At 26.1% G+C, this 22757-nt stretch carries 15 protein-coding genes; 14 read left to right on the plus strand and 1 reads right to left on the minus strand.

All coding sequences use genetic code 11. From position 1 onward, the window contains the following. The first annotated feature begins 8 nt into the window (after positions 1-8). From BHYOB78_RS03515 to BHYOB78_RS03545, 7 genes are all read left to right on the plus strand, one after another. Positions 9-1871, plus strand: coding sequence for a BglG family transcription antiterminator (locus BHYOB78_RS03515; protein WP_012671997.1), 1863 nt, complete (start codon positions 9-11; stop codon positions 1869-1871). A 12-nt stretch (positions 1872-1883) separates the two neighbouring features. Beyond that, entirely contained in the window at positions 1884-2150 is a 267-nt protein-coding gene (locus BHYOB78_RS03520; RefSeq protein ID WP_012671998.1) for an HPr family phosphocarrier protein, read from the plus strand. Between the two features lie 115 nt (positions 2151-2265). Beyond that, a complete protein-coding gene (locus BHYOB78_RS03525; protein ID WP_020064183.1) occupies positions 2266-3741 on the plus strand; it encodes an MBOAT family O-acyltransferase in 1476 nt (491 codons plus the stop codon). A gap of 11 nt (positions 3742-3752) precedes the next feature. Next, a complete protein-coding gene (locus BHYOB78_RS03530; RefSeq protein ID WP_020064182.1) occupies positions 3753-4511 on the plus strand; it encodes a class I SAM-dependent methyltransferase in 759 nt (252 codons plus the stop codon). Positions 4512-4568: 57 nt separating this feature from the next. Further along, entirely contained in the window at positions 4569-5123 is a 555-nt protein-coding gene (locus BHYOB78_RS03535) for a GNAT family N-acetyltransferase (protein WP_020064181.1), read from the plus strand. Positions 5124-5192: 69 nt separating this feature from the next. Continuing rightward, positions 5193-6623 carry an SGNH/GDSL hydrolase family protein gene (locus BHYOB78_RS03540; protein WP_020064180.1) on the plus strand — a complete coding sequence of 477 codons (1431 nt, stop codon included), beginning with the start codon at positions 5193-5195 and terminating at the stop codon, positions 6621-6623. A 192-nt stretch (positions 6624-6815) separates the two neighbouring features. Then, positions 6816-7715 carry a leucine-rich repeat domain-containing protein gene (locus BHYOB78_RS03545; protein WP_020064179.1) on the plus strand — a complete coding sequence of 300 codons (900 nt, stop codon included), beginning with the start codon at positions 6816-6818 and terminating at the stop codon, positions 7713-7715. A gap of 440 nt (positions 7716-8155) precedes the next feature. On the opposite strand, the gene BHYOB78_RS03550 is transcribed toward BHYOB78_RS03545, so the two are convergent. Beyond that, positions 8156-9169: an alpha-hydroxy-acid oxidizing protein gene (locus BHYOB78_RS03550; protein WP_012672005.1), complete on the minus strand. Its 1014-nt coding sequence runs from the start codon at positions 9167-9169 to the stop codon at positions 8156-8158. Between the two features lie 842 nt (positions 9170-10011). Here BHYOB78_RS03550 and BHYOB78_RS03555 point away from each other — a divergent pair. The 7 genes from BHYOB78_RS03555 to BHYOB78_RS03585 all read left to right on the plus strand — a co-directional run bounded on the left by BHYOB78_RS03555 (position 10012) and on the right by BHYOB78_RS03585 (position 22757). Beyond that, positions 10012-11865 (plus strand): tetratricopeptide repeat protein, encoded by a 1854-nt coding sequence (locus BHYOB78_RS03555; protein WP_012672007.1) that lies wholly within the window; start codon positions 10012-10014, stop codon positions 11863-11865. Positions 11866-11907: 42 nt separating this feature from the next. After that, on the plus strand, positions 11908-14361 hold the full coding sequence (locus BHYOB78_RS03560; protein WP_020064178.1) for a tetratricopeptide repeat protein: 2454 nt from the start codon (positions 11908-11910) through the stop codon (positions 14359-14361). 311 nt (positions 14362-14672) lie between these two features. After that, positions 14673-15932 carry a tetratricopeptide repeat protein gene (locus BHYOB78_RS03565; RefSeq protein WP_047108801.1) on the plus strand — a complete coding sequence of 420 codons (1260 nt, stop codon included), beginning with the start codon at positions 14673-14675 and terminating at the stop codon, positions 15930-15932. 829 nt (positions 15933-16761) lie between these two features. Beyond that, on the plus strand, positions 16762-19476 hold the full coding sequence (mgtA, locus tag BHYOB78_RS03570) for a magnesium-translocating P-type ATPase (RefSeq protein WP_020064177.1): 2715 nt from the start codon (positions 16762-16764) through the stop codon (positions 19474-19476). A 204-nt stretch (positions 19477-19680) separates the two neighbouring features. Continuing rightward, positions 19681-20601: an ABC transporter permease gene (locus tag BHYOB78_RS03575; RefSeq protein ID WP_020064176.1), complete on the plus strand. Its 921-nt coding sequence runs from the start codon at positions 19681-19683 to the stop codon at positions 20599-20601. 35 nt (positions 20602-20636) lie between these two features. Beyond that, complete coding sequence (locus BHYOB78_RS03580; protein ID WP_012672012.1) at positions 20637-21620, plus strand: ABC transporter permease; 984 nt, start codon at positions 20637-20639, stop codon at positions 21618-21620. Between the two features lie 159 nt (positions 21621-21779). Further along, positions 21780-22757, plus strand: a complete 978-nt coding sequence (locus tag BHYOB78_RS03585) for an ABC transporter ATP-binding protein (RefSeq protein ID WP_020064175.1) — start codon at positions 21780-21782, stop codon at positions 22755-22757.

The following is a 22757-nucleotide window of genomic DNA, read 5'->3' on the forward strand; positions in this document are numbered from 1 at the left end:
TTATATTTATGAATGTTAAGTATATAAAAGAAATATTATCATCATTGTCAGCCGATTCATATATAACTGCTGAAGCCTTATCAAAACAATTAAATGTCAGTGAAAAAACAATTAGAACAAAAGTTAGAGAAATCAATTATGAATTGCAGAAACTTAATATAAAAATAGAATCTAAACCAAGATACGGATATAAATTAATATGCGATAATTATGATAATTTTAAATCTATGGATTTTTTATCAAATATTAATAATGATATGGATTATAGAATTAGAATAATTTTTAAATATTTAATAGAAATAAACAGCGAATATATAAAGGCTGATGATATATGTGATTCTTTGGATATATCTAAAACTACATTGACAAATATATTAAAGATTATGGAGTATAATTTAAAATATCATAATCTTAAACTTGAAAGAAGACCTAATTATGGTATTAGATTGATAGGAAATGAATTTGATATAAGAAATTTTATAATATGCAATTATTTAAATGATTTCTTATATGAAAACAATATGAATGAAAAATTAATAGGAATAATTATAAATTTTCTTAATAAATATGAAATAAAATTTTCAGAAATTAATTTAGAAAATTTTATTCAATATATAAATGTATCAATAAGTAGAATAAAAAATAATAACTTTATATGCAGTTATGAAAAAGATATTATTAAAGACATATCTGAAGAGATAAGATTATCAGAAGAATTAATAAAGCAGATACAAAATGAAATTGATATAGAGTTTAATGATACAGAAATTATATTTATAGCCATACATATAGCTTCTAAGAATTTATTTTCTATAAATGAAAATTATAATTCTGTTATACAGGATAAATTTTCAGATATAATTGATAAGATGCTTGATATGGTATATAAAAATTTGAAAATAGATTTGAGAAATAATTTTAATTTGATACTCCTTCTGAATCAGCATATGATACCTTTGGATATAAGAATAAAATATAATATATTTCAAAAAAATCCTATGCTTAATGATATAAAAAATAATTACAGTCTTTCATTTTTATTAGCCTCTGAAAGTGTAGCAATATTAAAGGACTATTATAATAAAGATATATCAGAAGATGAGATAGGGTATTTAGCATTGTTATTTCAAATAGGCTTGGAAGAAACAGTAGAAAGTATAAATAAAATGAATATATTGATAGTATGCGGAAGCGGAAAAACAACTTCAAATCTATTGGTTACAAAGTATAGAAAAGAATTTAATAATTATATAGAAAATATTTATGCAGAAGATTTAATGGGATTAAAGGATTTTGATTTTTCTAAAGTAGATTATGTCTTTTCTACTGTTCCTATCAATGTAAAACTTCCTATTCCAATAGTTTATATAAGTAATTTTTTAAAAAGCGATGATATTATCAATGTTAAAAATACATTTGAATCTTTAAATAGAAATATTATTTTAGAGTACTATAAAGAAGAAATGTTTACAACTTATATAAAGGGCGATACAAAGGAAGAAATCATAAAAAATATATGTTCTGAAATAAAAAAATATAAAAATATACCTGATAATTTTTATGAATTGGTTATGAAAAGGGAACAGTTAGCAGAAACTGATATAGGTAATTTAGTAGCAATACCTCATCCTATAGAGGTTGTTACAAAAGATACATTTGTTTATGTTGCTGTATTGGACAAGCCTATATTATGGCAGAAGAATAATGTTCAGGTGGTATTTTTGATTTCTGTATCAAATAAAAATGATGATTTGAAAAACTTTTATCAATATACTACTAATTTTCTTCTTAATGAAAGCAGCGTTAAAAAATTAATAGAGAATAAAACTTTTGAAAATTTGATTTTTCTTCTTAAAACTAATTCTGAATAAAATGAGGTTCTTATGAGGGAGTTTAAATATATTATTAATAATATAAGTAATATACATGCAAGACCTTTAAGTGAACTTGCAAAAATAGCTAAAGATAGCAATTGCGAAGTATCTGTAAAAAAAGGTGAAAATTTGAAGGATTTAAAAAAGATTATAGGACTTATTCAATTAAAATTGAAGGTTGGAGATGAGGTGAATGTAATTATAAATGGTAATAATGATGACTTAGAGAATACTGCAAAAGATAATATATATAATTTTTTTAAGCTTAATTTCTGATTAAAGCTTCTTTTTATATTATATCAAATTTTAATACTAGCTTTTTTATATAATTCATATTACAATTAACCGTTTCATAAGTTATAAATGTATATTTTATTATGAGTTATGTTAAATGTTATTTAATTCTAGAGATTTTTTGATATTTTTTCCTATAACATTAATTTTATATTGGATATTTCCAAAAAAATTAAGATATATTTGTCTATTTATAGCAAGTTATATATTTTATATGTTTTGGAATCCTAAATATGCATTATTAATGGGTACTTCTACCATTGTAACTTTTTTAAGCGGTATATTAATAGAAAAATTAAAATACAAAAGAATAGTAGTGGCATTTAGTTTTATAATAAATATTGCTATACTTGTATTTTTTAAATATTTTGATTTTCTTCTATTAAATATAAATATGATTTTATCATCATTAAATATACAATTAATAGATAAACCTTTTGATATTATTTTGCCAGTAGGAATATCATTTTATACATTTCAGGCATTAAGCTATACTATAGATGTTTACAGAGGTGAAATAAAGTCAGAAAAGAATATCATTAAATATGCTTTATTTGTATCATTCTTTCCGCAGCTAGTTGCAGGCCCAATAGAACGTTCAAAACATTTGCTAGGTCAAATACAGAATATGGATAAAATAAAAAGATTCGATTATCATAGAATAACAGAAGGACTTATTTTTATGCTTTTCGGTTATTTTCAGAAAATGGTGATAGCAGATAGGGCTTCTATATTAGTAGATACAGTATTTAATAGATATTATATTTATAATTCAACTGAATTAGTGCTTTCAGCAATGCTTTTTGCAGTGCAGATATACTGTGATTTTGCTAGCTACTCGCTTATAGCAATAGGAACGGCAAAAGTTATGGGTATAGATTTAATGGAAAACTTCAATACTCCATATTTTTCAAGAAGCATAAAAGAGTTTTGGGGAAGATGGCATATATCATTGTCTACATGGTTTAGGGATTATCTTTATATACCTTTGGGCGGAAACAGATGCTCAAAGATTAGAAGAAGTTTTAATATACTAGTAACATTTTTAGTAAGCGGACTTTGGCATGGAGCTAATTTTACTTTTATAGCTTGGGGTGCTATTCATGGTGTATGCTATTTAATAGAAGATATTACATCAAAATTTAGAAATAATGTTTTAAATAAATTGGGTGTAAAAGTACAAAGTTTTAGTTTTAAATTTCTTGAAGTTATTATTACATTTATAATAGTAGATTTAGCTTGGATATTTTTCAGAGCAGAAACTATACATGATGCTTTTTATTATATACAAAGAATGTTCACCAAAATAGATTTATGGCGTTTATTTGACGGTTCATTATACAAATTAGGATTAGATAATTTTGAAATGAATATACTTATAATATCTTTGATAGTGCTTTTTTTAGTTGATTTGATAAAATATATAAAGAAAGAAACTATTTATGAATTTTTAAAAAATCAATGTTTGTATTTCAGATGGGCTGTAATATTTTTCTTATTATTCTTCATTATAATATATGGAAAATACGGTGCTGGTTTTGACCCTAAGCAATTTATATATTTCCAATTTTAGGAGTTATAAAAATGATGAATGAAGTTAGAAAAAATTATTACGGCAGTCTTTGTACTGAAATGTATGAGATACTGCATGAAAGAGCATCTGAAGATGAATTAAACTTTTATCTATCTTATGCTGAAAAAGGTAAAAAGATTTTAGAACCTTTATGCGGAAGCGGAAGATTTCTAATTCCATTTATAGAAAGAGGGTTTGACATAACAGGAATAGATATGTCTAATGAAATGCTTAAAAAACTAAAATTAAAATTTCCTGATGCAAAAACAGTTCATACTGATATTATGAAATATGATCCGAAAGAAAAATTTGATTATATATTTATTAGTTCAGGTTCAGTATCATTGTTTACAGATATTAATATTTGCAAACAAATTCTAATAAGAATAAAGAAATGGCTTTTTGAAACGGGTAAATTTGTTTTTGCAGTTGATACAATAAAAAATAGATGTATAGACGATAATGATTATAATATTGCTGTATCTGTTAAAACAAAAGAAAATTTTGAAATAGTACTTAAATCAAAAAATTATTATGAAGAAAAAACTCAAAATCAGTTCTCGCCATCAATTTATGAAATGTATAATAATACAGAATTGATTCAAAGTGAGTTTATGGATTTTCAGACACACCTTTATAAATATGGTGAAATGGAGCAGTATTTAAAAGAAGTTGGATTTACTCAAGTTAAAACTTATTCTTCTTTTGAAAAGGAAATTGCAGTTAATGATGAATGTGATATGTTTTTATTTGAATGCAGTTTTTTATGATGTATAATATGGTTGATTATTTTATAAATAAATATTTTTTGTTTTGTGAAGAAAATTATGAAGCATAAAGGAACGATACAATTAGAAAGCGAAAGATTATTATTAAGAAGATTTAAAATAGAAGATGCAAAAGACATGTATAATAATTGGGCTAGTGATGATGAAGTTACAAAATATTTAATATGGCAGACTCATGACAGTATTGATAAAACAAAACTTATTTTAACTGAATGGACTAATCAATATTGTTACAAGGATTTTTATCAGTGGGCTATTGTATTAAAAGAAAATAATTTTTTAATAGGAAGCATAGCCGTTGTTGATATGAATGATAGTATAGATATGATTAGTATTGGTTACTGCATATCTAAAAAATATTGGCATAAAGGCATTACATCGGAGGCTTTATCGATATTAATAAAATTCTTTTTTGAAGAAGTAGAAGTTAATAGAATAGAAGCCAAACATAATATTAATAATCCAAATTCCGGAAAAGTAATGCTTAAATGCGGATTAAAAAAAGAAGGAGTATTAAGAGGTATTTATAAAGATAATACAGGACTTGCTGATGCGGCAATTTACTCTATATTAAAAAATGAGTATTTTAATTAAAAAAGAGTTAATAAAAAGTTAAATTTTTAGTTTACATAATTTATATAAAAATAATTAGGCTTTTAGAATATGATAAAAAACACAATAAAAATTATTTGCTTTATAGCTATATTTATTACATTGCTCTGGTTTTCAAGCAGAGTTTTAAGATTCAAAAATGATAACGGAATATATCAAGGCGACAGTTTTTATGAACAAAGAACTAACGGCATAGATGTTATGTTTATGGGAAGCAGCCATGTTCATTATAATATTAATCCTGCTATACTTTACAATGAATATGGTATTGCAGCATATAATTTCACTTCAGGAAGCCAGCCTATTTGGAGTACTTATCATTATTTAGTGGAAGTGTTAAAATATCAAAAACCTAAATTAATTGCATTAGAGTCTTATATTGTTGCAGCAAGCAGAACTAATGTTGTAGATTATCAGATTGTTGCAGCTACTTATGCATTGAAATGGTCAAAAAATAGGGTTGAATCTTTAAAAGTTACTGCTGCAGAGAGATTTGATGAGTTTATAAATCCTATGTACAGATATCATAACAGATATAAAGATTTAAAAGATGAAGATTTTCTGCCTTATGCTAATAACTATAATCATTATAAATATTTTAAAGGCTATTCTTTTCATAATAAAACATTCCCAGTACAAAGACCGGATATAGAAAATATTAAAGATACTTTACCTTTGCTTGAAGAGCAGGAAACTTATTATAGAAAAATATTGGAATTAGCAAAGACAAATAATATACCTATTGTTGTAATAGCTTCGCCTTTTCCTATGACTGATGATGAAGCAAGACATTTTAATAGAGTAGGTGAGATTGCAAAAGAATATGATGTTCCTTTTATGAATTTCAATCATTATTATGATGATTATGATTTGGATTTTTGGACAGACTATAATGATGCAGGACATTTAAATTATAAAGGAGTTCAGAAATATACTTCTTTTTTGGGTAAATATTTAAAAGATAATTTTGATTTGCCTGACAGAAGAGGCGATACAAATTATGACACTTGGGAGAAGAATGCTTTATATGAGTATAATAAAGTTTATGATATGAACTTAAGAGATATAGAAAATATTCATGATTATATGACAAAAATAACTAATCTTAATGACTATACTATAGTGATTAATATGCTCGGAGAATACAAAACAAATGATAATGTTGTAAAAGGATTATACTCTAATTTTAATATAACTAATGAAATGTATACTAATAATATTTCTTATGTTATAGATAAAAATAAATTAGTATTTTCTTCAATGGGGGCGACTAATTATCTTTATCATAAAGAGCTTAATAAATATAATGATCTAGTTATTGACAGCGGAAACAGAATAATGATAAGCAGGAGCAATTTAAGAAAAACTACAAATGGAGTTAACATAATAGTATATGACAATATAACTTCCGAAGTTGTTGATTTCTTTGATTTACCTTATACTAATGATTCAATAAGCGAAGTAATAGAAAGAGATTATTGATATTTGAAAAAACTTTAATTTGTGAAATAACAATGATAAAAAATGTATAACATAATAATTATCATTAATATAAAATTTAATTAGTTTTTCTTAATCTTAACTAAGAATTAAAAAAATAATTATCAGGTTGTTTACTTTTTGATAACAATTATTATATTATAAATAATGTTTATATTTTAGTGAGAAAATAATATGAAGAAAAAATATATATTAATATTTATGTCTGTATTGGTATTTATATCATGTTCAGCTGTAACAATGTCGCCTAATAATTCAGAAGTTACTAATGATCCTTCAGAGCCAAATTATCCTGCTTGGAGTGAAATAGAACCGCCTTTGCCTGTTTTAAATGATGAAGCAATTAAATATGGAATAGATATTTCACAAGAAGATAATGTAATAAAAGAGCAAATAAAAATAAAATTAAAAGAATATAAAAAAGAAAAAGGTAAATATAAAGTAATATTTAAAGGAAAACCAAAAGATGATTATTTAGTTTCAGCATCTCTTGCCAAATTAACATTAGAAGTTGCAAAAGAGCTATCAATTAGTGAGGCGACAATAGATATCAGTAATGTTTATTTTAATGAGAGAAAAATAAAATCTAGAATGTTTCGGGGAGGAGTTTATTTAGGTTATTTTAATGTGAATTTTATATTACCTGAAAATATTATAAGGGTTATAGAAGGAAATTCCTTTTCATTTTTAAATAATTATTTGAAAGAGATAACAATACCAGATTCTGTCATTGGTATTGATGCTGCAGCTTTTCAAGTAGATGAGTCAATTGAAAAAATCACATTTAGAGAAACAAGTAAACTTGAATATATAGGAGATTTAGCTTTTTCTTATGCAAAAGTAAAAGAAATATTAATACCTGCATCTGTTACTTATTTAGGAGAAAGCGTATTCGGAGATTATGTAACTACTGTTACTTATTTAGGAACGAAGCCTAATGCTATAAAAAATAATGGAAACGTATTTGATGGTTGCGCTAATCTTAAAACTTTAATAGTACCTAATGCTGAAAATATAGATGACCCTGCTTGGAAAAAATTTTTAGGCGGAAAATTTATTGAAGTAAGAAAATAATAATATTTCATAATAATTGAAATAATTAAAAAAATATATTATTCGTTTTGTCAGTATTATTATTTATATCATGCAGCAATTCTTTTATAAAGATAGTTTATTTTATGCTTTAATTGTTTCTTCAAAAAAGGAGATAACAAGATAGTAAATATTCTATTAAGATTAAATGCTGATATAGATATGAAAGAAAATGAATACGGTTATACTGCTTTAATCGAAGCCTCATCAAAGGTATACATAAAAATAGTTAATATTTTATTATAATATAATGCTGATACAAGTATAGAAGATATATATGGTTTTACTGCATTGTATTATGCTTTAGAATCAGTAAATTCTAATATAATAAATATGCTTGAAAACCGCTAATAAAAAATAAACTCAATATAAAGAGCAATACCCTCTTGTATATTGAGTTTGAAAAGTAAAATAATCAAAAATTAAAGTCTTACTACATCTCTAGTTATTTCTTTTAAGCTGTGAACACCGCACATAGTCATAGCATCTTCAAGTTCAGCACCTAATTGATCAGCATAAGATTTAACTCCTTCTTCTCCGCCGCCATAAGCAGCTATTACAAATGTTCTAGCAATAACAACACCGTCAGCACCCAAAGCAATAGCTTTTAATATATCAGTACCATTTCTAATACCGCCGTCTACTAATATTTTAATTTTGCCTTTAACAGCATCAGCAATTTCAGGCAAAACTTCAGCAGTAGCAGGACATTGATCAAGTACACGTCCTCCATGATTTGATACTATTATTGCATCAGCTCCAGCCTCAACAGCTTTTTTAGCTCCTTTAGCAGTCATTATTCCTTTTATTATGAATGGTCTTTTTGCAATTTCTTTTATTTGTTTTAATTCATCTACAGTTTTGCTTCCTGCTTTTGGAGTAAGATTTTTTAAGAAAGGAAGTCCTGCAGCATCAACGTCCATAGCAACAGCAAAAGCATTTGAATCTGCAACTAATTTCATTTTTTCTTTTATAACATCTATATTCCAAGGCTTAACTGTTGGTACTCCTATGCCGTTTTGTTTTTTTATCATAGTAGTTGCTGCAATCATTACATTAGCATTAACCCCGTCACCTGTGAAAGCTGCAATTCCTGCTTCTGCGCAAGATTTTACTAATATATCATTGTATTCTTCTTCTGTATATTTATTGCCGTAGTGAAGCTGAACTGCACCTACAGGACCAGCAAATATAGGATATTTAAATTTTTTTCCGAATAACTCAAAAGAAGTATCAATATCTTCATTAGAACATATTGTATCCATATTGAGTCTTATTTCTCTCCATTTATCATAATTTCTAATAGCAACATCTCCTATTCCTTTAGCACCAGGTCCAGGCATACAATTTTTACATACTTTTCCATTACATATTGGGCATGCCTTACAGAATCCCATACAGTCTTTTGCAACTTCTATAATTTCTTTATAAGTCATAAAATTCCTCCGATAATAATTAAACTGATAATAATTCAACGCAATAATAATACTAAATATTAAAAATAAAACAAGCAGATTATTAATATACTTTGTTTTTATAAAAATATATTGTTTATGTAATAATTTTTTATATACCTAAACAAATATTTTTTGTCAAAAATAAATTTATATTTTCTTTTTTATATCTGGGCTTTGCCCCATACCCCACTTCTTTTGCGATCGAAGGAAGTGCCTGTGGTATTGCCACAGGCGAAGCCCGCCTGCGGCAGCAACTTTGACGAAGTCCGCAGAGCGTGTGCGGCGGGAAAAAGTTGAATAAAAAAATTGACAAACTTAAAAATTTTCATTATATACCTAAACAACTATAGTTTGTCAAAAATAATTTTTTAAATTTTAAATATATGCAGGGTTTTGCCCCGCACCCCACTTCTTTTGCGACTGAAGGAAGTGCCTGTGGTATTGCCACAAAGAACCTATATCCTCGACAGCCTCGGATACGCTTCGCGAAAGACTGCATTTTGGCTTTAATTTTATGAATTACCTTACATTTAAGATAATTTTAGTATGATTTAGTACTAATTTTATACTTGCACTTTTTGGTTCTTTGACGCTGTCCGCCTGTGGCGTGCGGCGGGAAAAAGAACAACAAAAAAATGACAAAGTTAAAAATTTTTAGTATATACTAGAATTATTATATTACATTTTAAACAAGTATTTGTAAAAAATAACAATAATTAAATTAGTATTCATTATTAATAATTATTTTATATGGTGTTAAATTATTTTTGTATTATAATTATAATTTATGTAAAATTAATAAACTATGATAGGATTTAAAAATGGCAAAAATATCTAATTATCTTCTTAGTAAACATATAGAAAAATGCAAAATATCATTAAAGGCTTTTGAAGAAAGAGAAATTCCAGATTTAAAAGATGATTTTAAAGAAGAAGCAGAAAAAATTCTATACGAGGCGAATAATTTTTTAAATAGCATTGATCCATTCAATTATTCTGATTTTGATGATTTTAACAGCAAGGCAGAAAATTTTAATGATGAATTAAACAGAATACTCGAAACATTTTATATAAAAGAGCCTGATGAACTTTATACTTATAACAGGTTTATTGAGTATTTTCATTATGATGAAACTATGTTTAATGATGAAAATGATGAAATTGATATTAATGATTTAGATACTTTAGATGAATATTTCGATTGCAATACCAATGGAGTTGCTTTAAACAATATGGGATCATATCGATATGCTATAGATAAATATAGTGAAGCTATAGACTTGATTGATTATTATGCATTAGCTTATTATAACAGAGGACTTGCTAGAAATAATTTAGGATTTTTTAAGAAAGCTATAAAGGATTATGACAAAGCTATAGAATTAAGTAAAAATTATAAAGATGCTTATTATAATAGAGGAGTCGCTAAAAATCATGCTGGTTTACATAAAGAGGCTATTGAAGATTATAATAAGGTTATAGAGTTAGACAATAAAAATATAGATGCATATAATAATAGGGGAGTTTCCAAAAATTATTTACAGCTTTTTGATGAGGCTATGAAAGATTTTAATAAGATTTTAGAATTAGAGCCTAATAATTATTGTGCTTATAGCAACAGAGGCAATTCTAAAAATGATTTGGGACTTTATAAAGAGGCTATTGAAGATTATAACAAAGCTATAGAAATTAATCCAAATTATTCAGATGCTTATTATAATAGAGGAAATTCAAAAAAAGAGTTAGGTTTATTTAAAGAAGCTATAGAAGATTATGATAATGCTATAAAATGGAAACCTAATGATATAAATGCTTATATGAGTAGAGGAAATGCTAAATATGATTTAGAATTATATGAAGAAGCTATGAAAGATTATGATAAAATTATAAAATTGGATCATAATTATGTAGATGCTTATTATAACAGGGCAAATGCAAAAAGAGAGTTAGGTTTATATAAGGAATCTATAAAAGATTATGATAAAGCTATATATTTGAATCCTAATTATAGTGATGCATATAATAATAGAGGGCTTTCTAAAAGTGAGTTAGGAATGTATGAAGAAGCCATAAAAGATTATGAAGAATCTATAGATTTATGTGCGGATAATCCAGAAGCCTATTATAATATAGGAAGTGCTAAATATGATTTGGATCTTTTAAAAGACTCAATTAAATATTATGATAAGGCTATAGAATTAAGACCAACTTACAGTGAAGCATATAATAACCGAGGACTTTCTAAAAATGATTTGGGACTTTATAAAGAAGCTATAAAAGATTATGATAAATCTATAGAGTTAAACCCTAATGACAGCAATACTTATAATAATAGAGGGCTTACTAAATATAGTTTAGGCTTGTATAAAGAAGCTATAAAAGACTATACTAAGGCTATAGAATTGACTCCTAATTATACAAATGCTTATGGAAACAGGGGAAGTGCTAAAGATGAATTAGGACAGTATAAAGAAGCTATAAAGGATTATGATAAAGCTATAGAATTAGCACCAAATACGGCTTATTTATATAATGATAGAGGATGGGTTAAGAAAAATGCAGGACTATATAAAGAAGCTTTAAAAGATTATAAAAAAGCTTTAGAATTAGATCCTAATAATGAATATGCAAAGAGCAATATTGAAAGTCTTAAAAAAGAACATGGCTTGAAATAAACTTTATTTTTATTATAAATTAGTTTTATAGGAAATTGTATTATGAATAACAGTATCGAAGAATTATTGAATAAAGCCAAAGACGCATTTGAAAATAAAGAGTATGAAAAGTCTATTGAATATATTGATAAGGTTATATTTTATAATGGTGATTCTTATGATCTTTATCATAATAGAGGATTATCAAAATTAAATTTGCGGCTATATGAAGAAGCTATAAAAGATTTTGAGAGAGCCATTGAATTGGGTGATGATAGCGAAACTGTATATTATGACAGAGGTTTAGCAAAATTATATTTAGGTAATTATGAAGAAGCTATAGAAGATTTTAAAAGAGTTTTAAAAATAAATAATAATGATACTGATTCCCGCGTTAATATAGGGTTATGTTATCTTTATATGAAAAAATATAAAGAAGCTATAAATATTTATGATGAAGTAATAGCAAATTTTCCTGATAATATTAGTTCTTATAATAATAGGGGATTATGTAAGTTTTATTTATCTCAATTTGAAGAAGCTATAAATGATTTTAATAAAGTTATAGAATTAGATAAAAATGATACTTCAAGTTCGGCATATAATACTATTGGTTTATGTAAATACAATTTGAATGAATTTGATGAAGCTTTGAAATGTTATGAGAAGGCCATAGAGATAAATCCTAATTTAATTAGTGCATATAATAATATTGCTTTGATAAAACATTCTGTAGGATTAGATTATGAGGCTTTATCATATTTGAATAAGGCTTTAGAAATAGATCCTAATAATATTGAAACATATTTAAAAATTTATTCTATAAAATTAGAATTAGGTTTAGAGAATGAAGCTAATGAATATTTAAATAAAATTATAGAAATGCACCCTGATGATATTTATGTTTATGATAGAATAGGGAATATAAAAATTGATGCCGGATATATGGAGGAATCTTTAGAATATTTAAAAAAAGCATTAGAAATAAATCCTAATTTTATTGATGCATATTATGATATTGCTTTTGCTTTGCATAAATTAGATTTAAATAATGAGGCTTTGGAATATTTAGAAAAAGCACTTCAAATTTATCCTAATAGTGCAGATACTTATTTTAAAATGTTTTTAGTAAAAAGAGCTTTAAGAGATTATGAAGGAGCTTTATCTTGTTTAAATAAAATACTAGAAATAGATAATACTGATGTTAGTATTTATAATGAAATAGCTTTGATAAAAATAGAATTAGAATTATATGATGAAGCTTTATCATATTTGAATAAGGCTTTAGAAATTGATAATCATAATTCTGAAATATATAATAGTATTGGCTTAGTATATTATTATAAAAAAGATTATGAAGAAGCTATTAGAAATTTTAATAAGGCTATAGAGTTAAATACTTCTATGGCTAGTGCTTATTATAATATTGGTTTGGCATATTATGAAATGCATGATTATGAAAACTCAATTCAATATTATAATAAGGCATTGGAGATAAATCCTCAGTATGCATCTGCCTATATTAATTTAGGACTTATTAAACATAATTTAGGAAACTATAAAGAAGCTATTGACTATTATAAAAAAGCATTAGAAATAAATCCTGATTATAGTTTGGCTTATTATAATATAGCTCTTGCTGAAATGAGTTTAGAAGATTATAAAAATTCTTTGGAAGATTTTAATAAAGCATTAGAATTAGGCTATGATGAAGCAGAGATTTATATTAACATAGGACTTATATATTCAAGACAGGCTGTATATGATAAAGCTATAGAGTATTATAATAAAGTATTAGAAATAAATCCTGATAAACTTAGTGCTTATTATAATATTGCTTTTTGTTTATCTAATATGGATAAATATGAAGAAGCTTTAGAAATATATGATAAAGTTATAAGAATGTATCCCGGTAATTTTGATGTTTATTATGAGAGAGGATACACTAAATACAGAGCCTCGAAGTATGAAGAGGCTGTAAGAGATTTTGATATTATTATAAATGTGAACTCCAAACATTATAATGCTTATTATTATAGAGGCTGTTCAAAAAAATATTTAAAGAATTATGATGAGGCTATAAAGGATTTTGATAAAGCCATAGAATATAATGCGAATAATTCTGATTTTTACAGTGAAAGAGCTTCTTGTTATGATTATTTAAATAAATATAGAGAAAGTATTGAAAATTATGATAAAGCTATTGAATTAAAAGATGATGATTGGTTTTTATATATTTTAAGAGCTAAAGAGAAATTTCTTTTATCAAAGGAAATTAATTCAGAAAATAAAACAAATGCTAAGAAATCGTTTTTTAATAAAATTATATCAAAAATTGCTTCATCAAAAAATTATACGGATTTAGAAAAGTCAGCATTGAATGATTTAGAAAAATCTTATAAGTTAGCTTTAGAAGATGAATTTTATCTTATGGTATTTAAAGATATTATAAAAGATGAATTTACCAATATAGATTTAGCAGCTGAATTTTGTAAGGATAATAATATTACTTTATAAATTATAATATTAGCAGCTGTTTTATTTTTTGTTCTAATTTTGTCAACTACTAGCCGTAGTGGCAACCCGCACGGTATCGTTTATTCTTAATGAATGTCCTTTATACGTGCGGCTGATAACTTATTATTATACAAAATCAATAAATCTATATTACATGTAAAACATATTTTTTAAATATTAGATAATCTTTTATTTTATAAAAAGGTGAAAATTGACAAAATATAGTTGTTTAGGTATATACTATGATATAATTGTATCATATACAAAATTGTAACTTGTATGTTAATAATAAATAGTTATAGGAGTTAAAAATGGCAACAATGACTAATTTTCTATTCAGTCAACATTTAAAAGAATCTAAAAATAAATTAGAAAATTTTCAAAAAGAATTAAATAAATGTGTAGATGAATTTAATGATTTTTTAAATAATATTGATTCAGAAAACTATTCTGATTTTGATGATTTCAATGACAGAGCAAAAACTTTTAATGAAGAATTAAATAAAATAATATCAGATAAACAACATTTTATAGGCAGTTTTACAAATATAGTTGACAATAAGAAAGAAGTTGATATTGATCGTTTAAACAATCTTACTGATTATCATGATTATAATTCTAAAGGTATTTATAAAAGTGCTAATGGAGAATATGCAGAAGCTATAAAATATTATGATGAGGCTATAAAGTTAAACCCTAACATTTCAGATGCTTATTATAACAAAGCTATTGCCAAAACTAAACTTGGACTTTCAAAAGAAGCTATAGAAGAATATGATAAAGCTATAGAGTTAAGAGCTGATTATACATATGCTTATTATAACAGAGGGCTTCTTAAAAGTGATTTAGGACTTTTAGAAGAAGCTATAAAAGATTTTGATAAAGCTTTATCAATAGATCCTAATTTATTTGATGCTTATAATAATAAAGGATTATTAGAAGATGAGTTGGGATTCTCTAAAGAAGCTATAAAAGATTTTAACAAAGCTATAAAATTAAATCCTAATTATGCTCTTGCATATAATAATAGGGGAATTGCCAAAGATAATTTAGGACTTTATGAAGAAGCTATTAAAGATTATGATAAAGCTATAAAATTAAATCCTAATTATGCTCTTGCATATAATAATAGGGGAAATGCTAAAGATAATTTAGGACTTTATGAAGAAGCTATAGAAGATTTTGATAAGGCTATAAAATTACAACCTTATAATACAGATGCTTATAATAACAGAGGTAATACCAAATATAATTTAGAGCTTTATGAAGAAGCTATTAAAGATTATGATAAAGCTATAAAATTAAATTCTAATTATGCTTTTGCATATAATAATAGGGGAAATGCCAAAGATAATTTAGGGCTTTATGAAGAAGCTGTAGAAGATTTTGATAAGGCTATAAAATTAAATCCTGATTATGTAGATGCTTATAATAACAGAGGCGGTACCAAGGAAAATTTAGGATTTTATGAAGAGGCATTAAAAGATTATAAAAAGGCTTTATTAATAGACCCTAATAATGAAACTGCAATAGAAAATATAGAAAATCTTAAAAAGGAACATGGTTTATAATATATTTATTTTTTAATTGCACTTTCGCGAAGCGTGCCTACGGCAGGTGTGCTGTGGGAAAATTTGATAAAAATAAATAAAGACATTAGTTACATGCCCGCCCTCTAAAATTTAAAGTTCTATTTTGAATTTTAAAAATTAATTATATTTATAGCTTAATTAGAATTTTTAACGCCCACCCAAGTTTTAATTAAATTTAGAATTTATTTAACGCACGGTAAATCAAATTTATTATATAAATAAAATTTGAATTATAAATAAATTAATATTTTTAGTTTCATTCTGCGTGCGATGGATAGATCAGAAATTAAAAAAATTAAACTAATTCTATTTTTGTGTTGACAATTTTTTTATATTATGCTATATTCGCAAAAATTAAAAATCCATATCATTATAAGGAGGCGGTGCTATGTTAAACAAAAACTTCTATTCTCGCTCACTACTCAGCTTCAAAAGAATCGTCTACCTGATATGTCACTTCAATTAATATATTTTCTATAATTAAATTCGTACATTAAAAATTATAACCCATTTTTGGTTTTTTGATTTGTTATTTTAACTTTTGTAAATAACAGTATTAGAATAAATTTATTATAAAAAATAATAATTTTTAAATATTAGAATTGAAATATAAAAGCGAGTTGTAGCCAGCTAGTGAGTTTACTCACTAGCTTATTATAGGCGTAGACGAGCATAACAATAATAAAAAATAATAGTTTTTTATTATCGCTTCAAAATTACTAACATAATTTATATATAAACTTATATTAGTAATATTAAAGATAATAAAAAATCGTTTTGAAAAATATTATTTATTGGAGTCGATATCATGAAAAAAATACTAGAAAACAAAAACAAATTAATTTTTTCAGCAGTAAATAATACTGATAAAGTACTAGAAGTATTTAATTCATCATTAGAAGGCATATCAGAAAAAGAAGCAGATAAAAGATTAAAAGAATACGGATTAAATAAAATACCTCATAAAAATAAAAAAACTATTTTTAAAAGAATAGCTGAAGGCTTTATAAATCCATTCACTTTAATATTATTTGCTTTGGCTGTTATTTCCATTTTCACAGATATATTAATACCTTTTTTCAAGAATGAAGAAATTTCTTTTTTGACAGTAATAATCATTTCTACAATGATAACAGTATCAGGGTTAATAAGATTCATTCAGGAATATAAATCAGATAATGCATCAGAAAAACTTCTTAACATGATAAAATCTTCAAGCATAGTTTTGAGAGAAAATATCAAAAAAGAAATAAATAGTGAAAATCTAACAGTAGGCGATATAGTTTTTATCAATGCCGGTAATATAATACCTGCTGATATAAGAATAATAGAATCAAATAATTTGACAGTTTCTCAATCTGTATTAACAGGAGAAAGCGAGCCTTTAGAAAAAAATAATTCTGTATGTAATGAAGAATTAGAATCAGTGACAGATTATTCAAATATTGTTTTTATGGGTTCTAATGTAATAAGCGGAGATGCTAAAGGTATAGTAATAAGTATTGGAAAAGATGCATTTTTAGGCGATATAGCAAATGAACTTTCAAATATAAATGAAATAGATACAAGCTTCACTAAAGGCATAAATTCTGTATCTTGGCTATTAATAAGATTTATGTCCATAATGACTCCTGTTGTATTTTTTATTAATGGATTTACAAAAGGAAATTGGATAGAAGCATTGTTATTTGCTATATCAATTGCAGTTGGTTTGACACCAGAAATGCTACCTATGATTGTAAGTGCATGCTTGGCAAAAGGTGCGGTATCTATGTCAAAACAAAAAACTATAATAAAGAATCTTAACTCCATACAAAGTTTCGGTGCTATGAATATATTATGTACTGACAAAACAGGAACTTTAACTATGGATAAAATTTCATTGAAACATTATTTTGATGTTAATGGAAATGAAAATAAAAATGTTTTAGATTTGGCATATTTAAATAGCTATTTTCAAAACGGTTATAGAAATGTTTTGGACAATGCTATTATTGAATATATAGAACATAATGAAAAAAACTTTAACAATAAAGAATTAGAAAATTACAAAAAAATCAATGAAATTCCTTTTGATTTTATAAGAAGAAGATTAAGCATATTATTAAAAGAAGATAATAATATAAAGATGATAACTAAAGGAGCCTTTGAAGAAATGATTTCAATTTGCTCTTATGTTTATAATGATGAAAAAATATCAAAAATAACAGAATTACAAAAAGAAGAATTAAATAAAAAAATTAATTCTTTAAATGATAAAGGAATGAGAGCTATAGCATTAGCTGTAAAGGATATAAAAATAAATGATGAAAATCAATTAAACGATTTAGAAGAAATTAAAAAATTAGAAAATGAAATGGTATTAGTAGGATATTTAGCATTCTTGGATCCTCCAAAAGAATCATCTTACGAAGCTATAAAAAAATTAAATGAATACGGTGTTGATGTAAAAATACTTACAGGAGATAATGAAAAAACAACTATTAATGTATGTAATAAATTAGGAATAAATATAAACGGCATTTTACTTGGAAATGAAATTGATAAATTAAATGATGATGAATTAAAAATAAAAGCGAAAAAAGCTAATATATTTGCTAAACTTTACCCTCATCAAAAATCAAGAATAGTATCCGTATTAAAAGATGATGATAATACTGTTGGCTTTATGGGAGATGGTATTAATGATGTACTTGCTATGAAAATGGCTGATATATCTATTTCAGTTGACAGTGCTTTTGATATAGCTAAAGAAGCTGCTGATATAATACTATTAGAAAAGGATTTAACTGTATTAGAAAGAGGCATAATAGAAGGAAGAAAAACTTATGCCAACATGATAAAGTATATAAAAATAACTGCTTCATCAAATTTTGGAAATATGTTTTCTGTATTAATGGCTTCTATACTTTTGCCATTCATACCAATGCAAAGCGTGCATTTGATTATATTAAATTTAATATACGATTTAAGCTGCACTTCAATACCTTGGGATAATGTTGATAAAGAATTTTTGAAACTTCCAAGAAAATGGGATGCTTCAAGTATAGGAAATTTTATGTGCTGGATGGGACCTGTAAGTTCTATATTTGATTGGAGTACTTATTTAATAATGTATTTTATTTTCTGTCCATTATTCGTTTCTAATGGAATATTATATAATAAATTAGGCAATTATTACAATGGTGCCGATTTATCTAATATAAAAACAATGTATACTTCTATGTTCCAATCAGGCTGGTTTATAGAATCTATATGCACACAAGTTTTGGTTATATATATGATAAGAACTGCTAAAATTCCTTTTATAGAAAGCAGACCATCAAAACAAGTATTTTTATTAACTTTTTCAAGCATTATAATTTTGTCTATAGTGCCGTTTACAAATTTAGGACATCATTTAGGATTTGTATCATTGCCTAAAACTTATTTTATATTTTTAGTTCCTTGTATATTTGCTTATATACTATTAGTTACATTATTAAAGAAAGTATATATTAGAAAATTCGGTGAATTATTATAATATATTAATAATGAAGCATATACAGATTTATTTTTTATTTCTGTATATGCTCTTACTATTAATATGTAATTTTTCATTATAAATAGTTTAGTTTATAATTTTGATATTAAATTTGGTTTATTTAAAGTTTGACAAAAGTTAATTTTTATTAGATAATATGATGTCAATAAAAATTTGTCAAAAAATTAATTAAAGGTATTGTTTATGTTTTCTTATGTTGTTAAAAGATTATTAGTCTCACTTTTAACCCTTTTTGTTATAGTAACAATAACATTCTTTTTAATGCATACAGTACCGGGCGGGCCTTTTGTAGGTGAAAAACCGCTTAGTAAAGTAGCATTGGAAAACTTAAATAGAAAATACGGACTTGATAAGCCCTTAATAGTTCAGTACGGTAATTATTTAAATAATGCTATTAAAGGAGATTTGGGCACTTCTCTTACTAAAATAGGACAATCAGTTTCCGGTACAATAGTAAGGGCATTCCCTGTATCTTTCAGACTTGGAATATTCAGTATGTTTATTTCAACTACTATAGGAGTTTTATTCGGAATAGTTGCGGCATTAAGGCATGGTAAATTTGTGGATAGAGCTGTAATGGTTGCTGCAACTTTAGGTATAGCAGTGCCTAGTTTTGTTGTTGCTACAGTTTCTATTATTATATTTTCTGTAAAATTAAAACTGCTTCCTGCTTATGGATTTGATTCATTTGCTCAGTATATAATGCCGGGATTTGCTTTATCTTTTAGTTCTCTTAGCTTTATGGCTAGACTTATGAGAAGTTCAATGCTTGATGTTATTCATCAAGATTATATAAAGACAGCCAGAGCAAAAGGTATATCAAGAAGTATAATCATATTTAAGCATGCTTTAAGAAATGCTATTATACCGATAGTTACATATATGGGGCCTTTAGCTGCTGCTATACTTACAGGTTCATTTGTTGTAGAGAAGATATTTAATATACCTGGACTTGGAAGATATTTTGTTGAAAGCATAACACAAAGAGATTATCCTACAATATTAGGTGTTACAATATTCTACGGAGCCTTTTTGATAGCAATGAATTTCTTGGTTGACTTATCTTATGGTATTATAGACCCTAGAATAAAAATACAGGAATAATTTGTATAATTTTTTATAAAGGTGGAAATTAACTAATGGAAAATAGTTTAGATAAATCATTATTTGTAAAGGCAACGGATGAAGAAAAAGCTTCAGCCGAAGTAAAAAGAGAGAGTGTAACATATTGGCAGGATGCATATAGAAGATTTAAAAAAAATAGAGTTGCCTTGATATCTATTATAGTTATTGGTGTTATAGCAATTCTTTCTATTATTATACCTATGGTTTCAGAATATGGATATGCTCAAATAAACAGAGGGGTTGAAAACAGCCTTCCTACATTAGAGCATCCATTCGGTACAGATACTTTGGGCAGAGATTTGCTTGTAAGATGTATGATTGGTGCTAGAATATCTCTTTTAATTGGTATAGTATCAGCTACTTTAGTTGTAATAATAGGTATAGTTTACGGCTCTATATCAGGATACTTCGGAGGACTTGCTGATAGTATTATGATGCGTATAGTTGATATAATAAGTGCTGTACCTACACTTTTAGTAGTTGTATTATTATCAGTTGTTCTTAAAGCTCCTATGGATAAGTTATTTTTACAGAATGAATCATTAAGAGGAATAGGACTTTTAGGGCCTGGACTTTTCAGTATATTTATAGTTATATCTTTGCTTTATTGGACTAATATGGCTAGAATGACTAGAGGGCAGATTTTAGCATTAAAAGGACAGGAATTTGTAACTGCAGCTAGGGCTTTGGGTACTCCTCATAGCAGGATAATTTTTAAACATTTAATACCTAATGCTATGGGAGCAATAATAGTATCAGCTATGGTTCAGATACCTAATGCTATATTCGTTGAGGCATTTTTGAGTTTCTTAGGATTAGGAGTTAGCGCTCCTATGGTTTCTCTTGGATCATTAACTTCAAATGCTGTAAGCGGAGTTTATTCTTATCCTTATCAGCTTCTTTTTCCTGCTGCTTTGATAAGTGTTATAATACTTTGCTTTAATTTGGTTGGTGATGGTTTGAGGGATGCATTAGACCCTAGAATGAAGAATAGATAATATAAATTGTGATATTGATGTATTATTGATATACAATTTTTATTAGCAATAACATTATAAAAATTGAGAGCGTCCGATAAGTTTACTTGTCGGACACTATTGCCGAAGGCATGCATAGCAGGCGAACAATTTTTATTAGCAATAAAGGAAAATTGAGTAATGGAAAATAATCATTTATTAGAAGTTAAAAATTTAAGCGTATCTTTCTTTACACCTCTTGGTGAAGTTAAAGCTGTTAATAATATTTCATATAAATTGGATAAATCAAAAGTATTGGGTATAGTAGGAGAATCAGGAAGCGGTAAAAGTGTATCTGCTTATTCTATTATGGGGCTTATTGAAGAACCTGGAAAGATTATAAATGGAGAGATACTTTTTGAAGGCACTGATTTAATTAAACTTTCAGAACATGAAAGAAAAAAAATAAGAGGTGACTTAATATCAATGATTTTCCAGGACCCTATGACTTGTCTTAATCCTGTATACACTATAGGCGATCAATTAATGGAAGCATTAACTACACATAGAAAAATAAGCAAAACAGATGCTATAGAGAGAATAGTTGAGCTTTTAACTTTGGTTGGTATAAATGAACCTAGAAGAAGAATAAAACAGTATCCTCATGAGCTTTCAGGAGGTATGCGTCAGCGTATAATGATAGCTATGGCATTAGCAGGAGATCCTAAAATACTTATAGCTGATGAGCCTACAACTGCATTAGATGTTACTATACAGGCACAGATACTTGAGCTTATAAAAGATATACAAAAAAAAATACAGATGGCTGTTATACTTATTACACATGACTTTGGTATTGTTGCAGATATGGCAGATGATATTATAGTTATGTACGGAGGAGGTATAGTTGAAAGAGGAACAGTATTTGATATATTTGAACGTCCTAAACATCCTTATACTTTGGGACTTTTGAAATCCCTTCCTCGTATTGATATAAAACAAGATAGGCTTATTCCTATAGAAGGTACTCCTATTGATTTACTTAATATGAAGGCAGGATGTCCTTTCAGTACAAGATGTGAAGAATGTATGAAAGTATGTATTGATAATAAGCCTCCTATAACTGAATTTGAGAAGGGACATTTTTCAGCTTGCTGGCTTCATCAAATACCTAATTAA

It is taken from the genome of Brachyspira hyodysenteriae ATCC 27164 (assembly GCF_001676785.2).
Lineage (GTDB): Bacteria > Spirochaetota > Brachyspiria > Brachyspirales > Brachyspiraceae > Brachyspira > Brachyspira hyodysenteriae.

What these genes read in the sequence shown, in the direction of transcription:
- BHYOB78_RS03515 (WP_012671997.1), top strand. Translation starts at nt 9, where the DNA reads ATGAATGTTAAGTATATAAAAGAAATATTATCATCATTGTCAGCCGAT.
- BHYOB78_RS03520 (WP_012671998.1), top strand. Translation starts at nt 1,884, where the DNA reads ATGAGGGAGTTTAAATATATTATTAATAATATAAGTAATATACATGCA.
- BHYOB78_RS03525 (WP_020064183.1), top strand. Translation starts at nt 2,266, where the DNA reads ATGTTATTTAATTCTAGAGATTTTTTGATATTTTTTCCTATAACATTA.
- BHYOB78_RS03530 (WP_020064182.1), top strand. Translation starts at nt 3,753, where the DNA reads ATGATGAATGAAGTTAGAAAAAATTATTACGGCAGTCTTTGTACTGAA.
- BHYOB78_RS03535 (WP_020064181.1), top strand. Translation starts at nt 4,569, where the DNA reads ATGAAGCATAAAGGAACGATACAATTAGAAAGCGAAAGATTATTATTA.
- BHYOB78_RS03540 (WP_020064180.1), top strand. Translation starts at nt 5,193, where the DNA reads ATGATAAAAAACACAATAAAAATTATTTGCTTTATAGCTATATTTATT.
- BHYOB78_RS03545 (WP_020064179.1), top strand. Translation starts at nt 6,816, where the DNA reads ATGAAGAAAAAATATATATTAATATTTATGTCTGTATTGGTATTTATA.
- BHYOB78_RS03550 (WP_012672005.1), bottom strand. Translation starts at nt 9,169, where the DNA reads ATGACTTATAAAGAAATTATAGAAGTTGCAAAAGACTGTATGGGATTC.
- BHYOB78_RS03555 (WP_012672007.1), top strand. Translation starts at nt 10,012, where the DNA reads ATGGCAAAAATATCTAATTATCTTCTTAGTAAACATATAGAAAAATGC.
- BHYOB78_RS03560 (WP_020064178.1), top strand. Translation starts at nt 11,908, where the DNA reads ATGAATAACAGTATCGAAGAATTATTGAATAAAGCCAAAGACGCATTT.
- BHYOB78_RS03565 (WP_047108801.1), top strand. Translation starts at nt 14,673, where the DNA reads ATGGCAACAATGACTAATTTTCTATTCAGTCAACATTTAAAAGAATCT.
- mgtA (WP_020064177.1), top strand. Translation starts at nt 16,762, where the DNA reads ATGAAAAAAATACTAGAAAACAAAAACAAATTAATTTTTTCAGCAGTA.
- BHYOB78_RS03575 (WP_020064176.1), top strand. Translation starts at nt 19,681, where the DNA reads ATGTTTTCTTATGTTGTTAAAAGATTATTAGTCTCACTTTTAACCCTT.
- BHYOB78_RS03580 (WP_012672012.1), top strand. Translation starts at nt 20,637, where the DNA reads ATGGAAAATAGTTTAGATAAATCATTATTTGTAAAGGCAACGGATGAA.
- BHYOB78_RS03585 (WP_020064175.1), top strand. Translation starts at nt 21,780, where the DNA reads ATGGAAAATAATCATTTATTAGAAGTTAAAAATTTAAGCGTATCTTTC.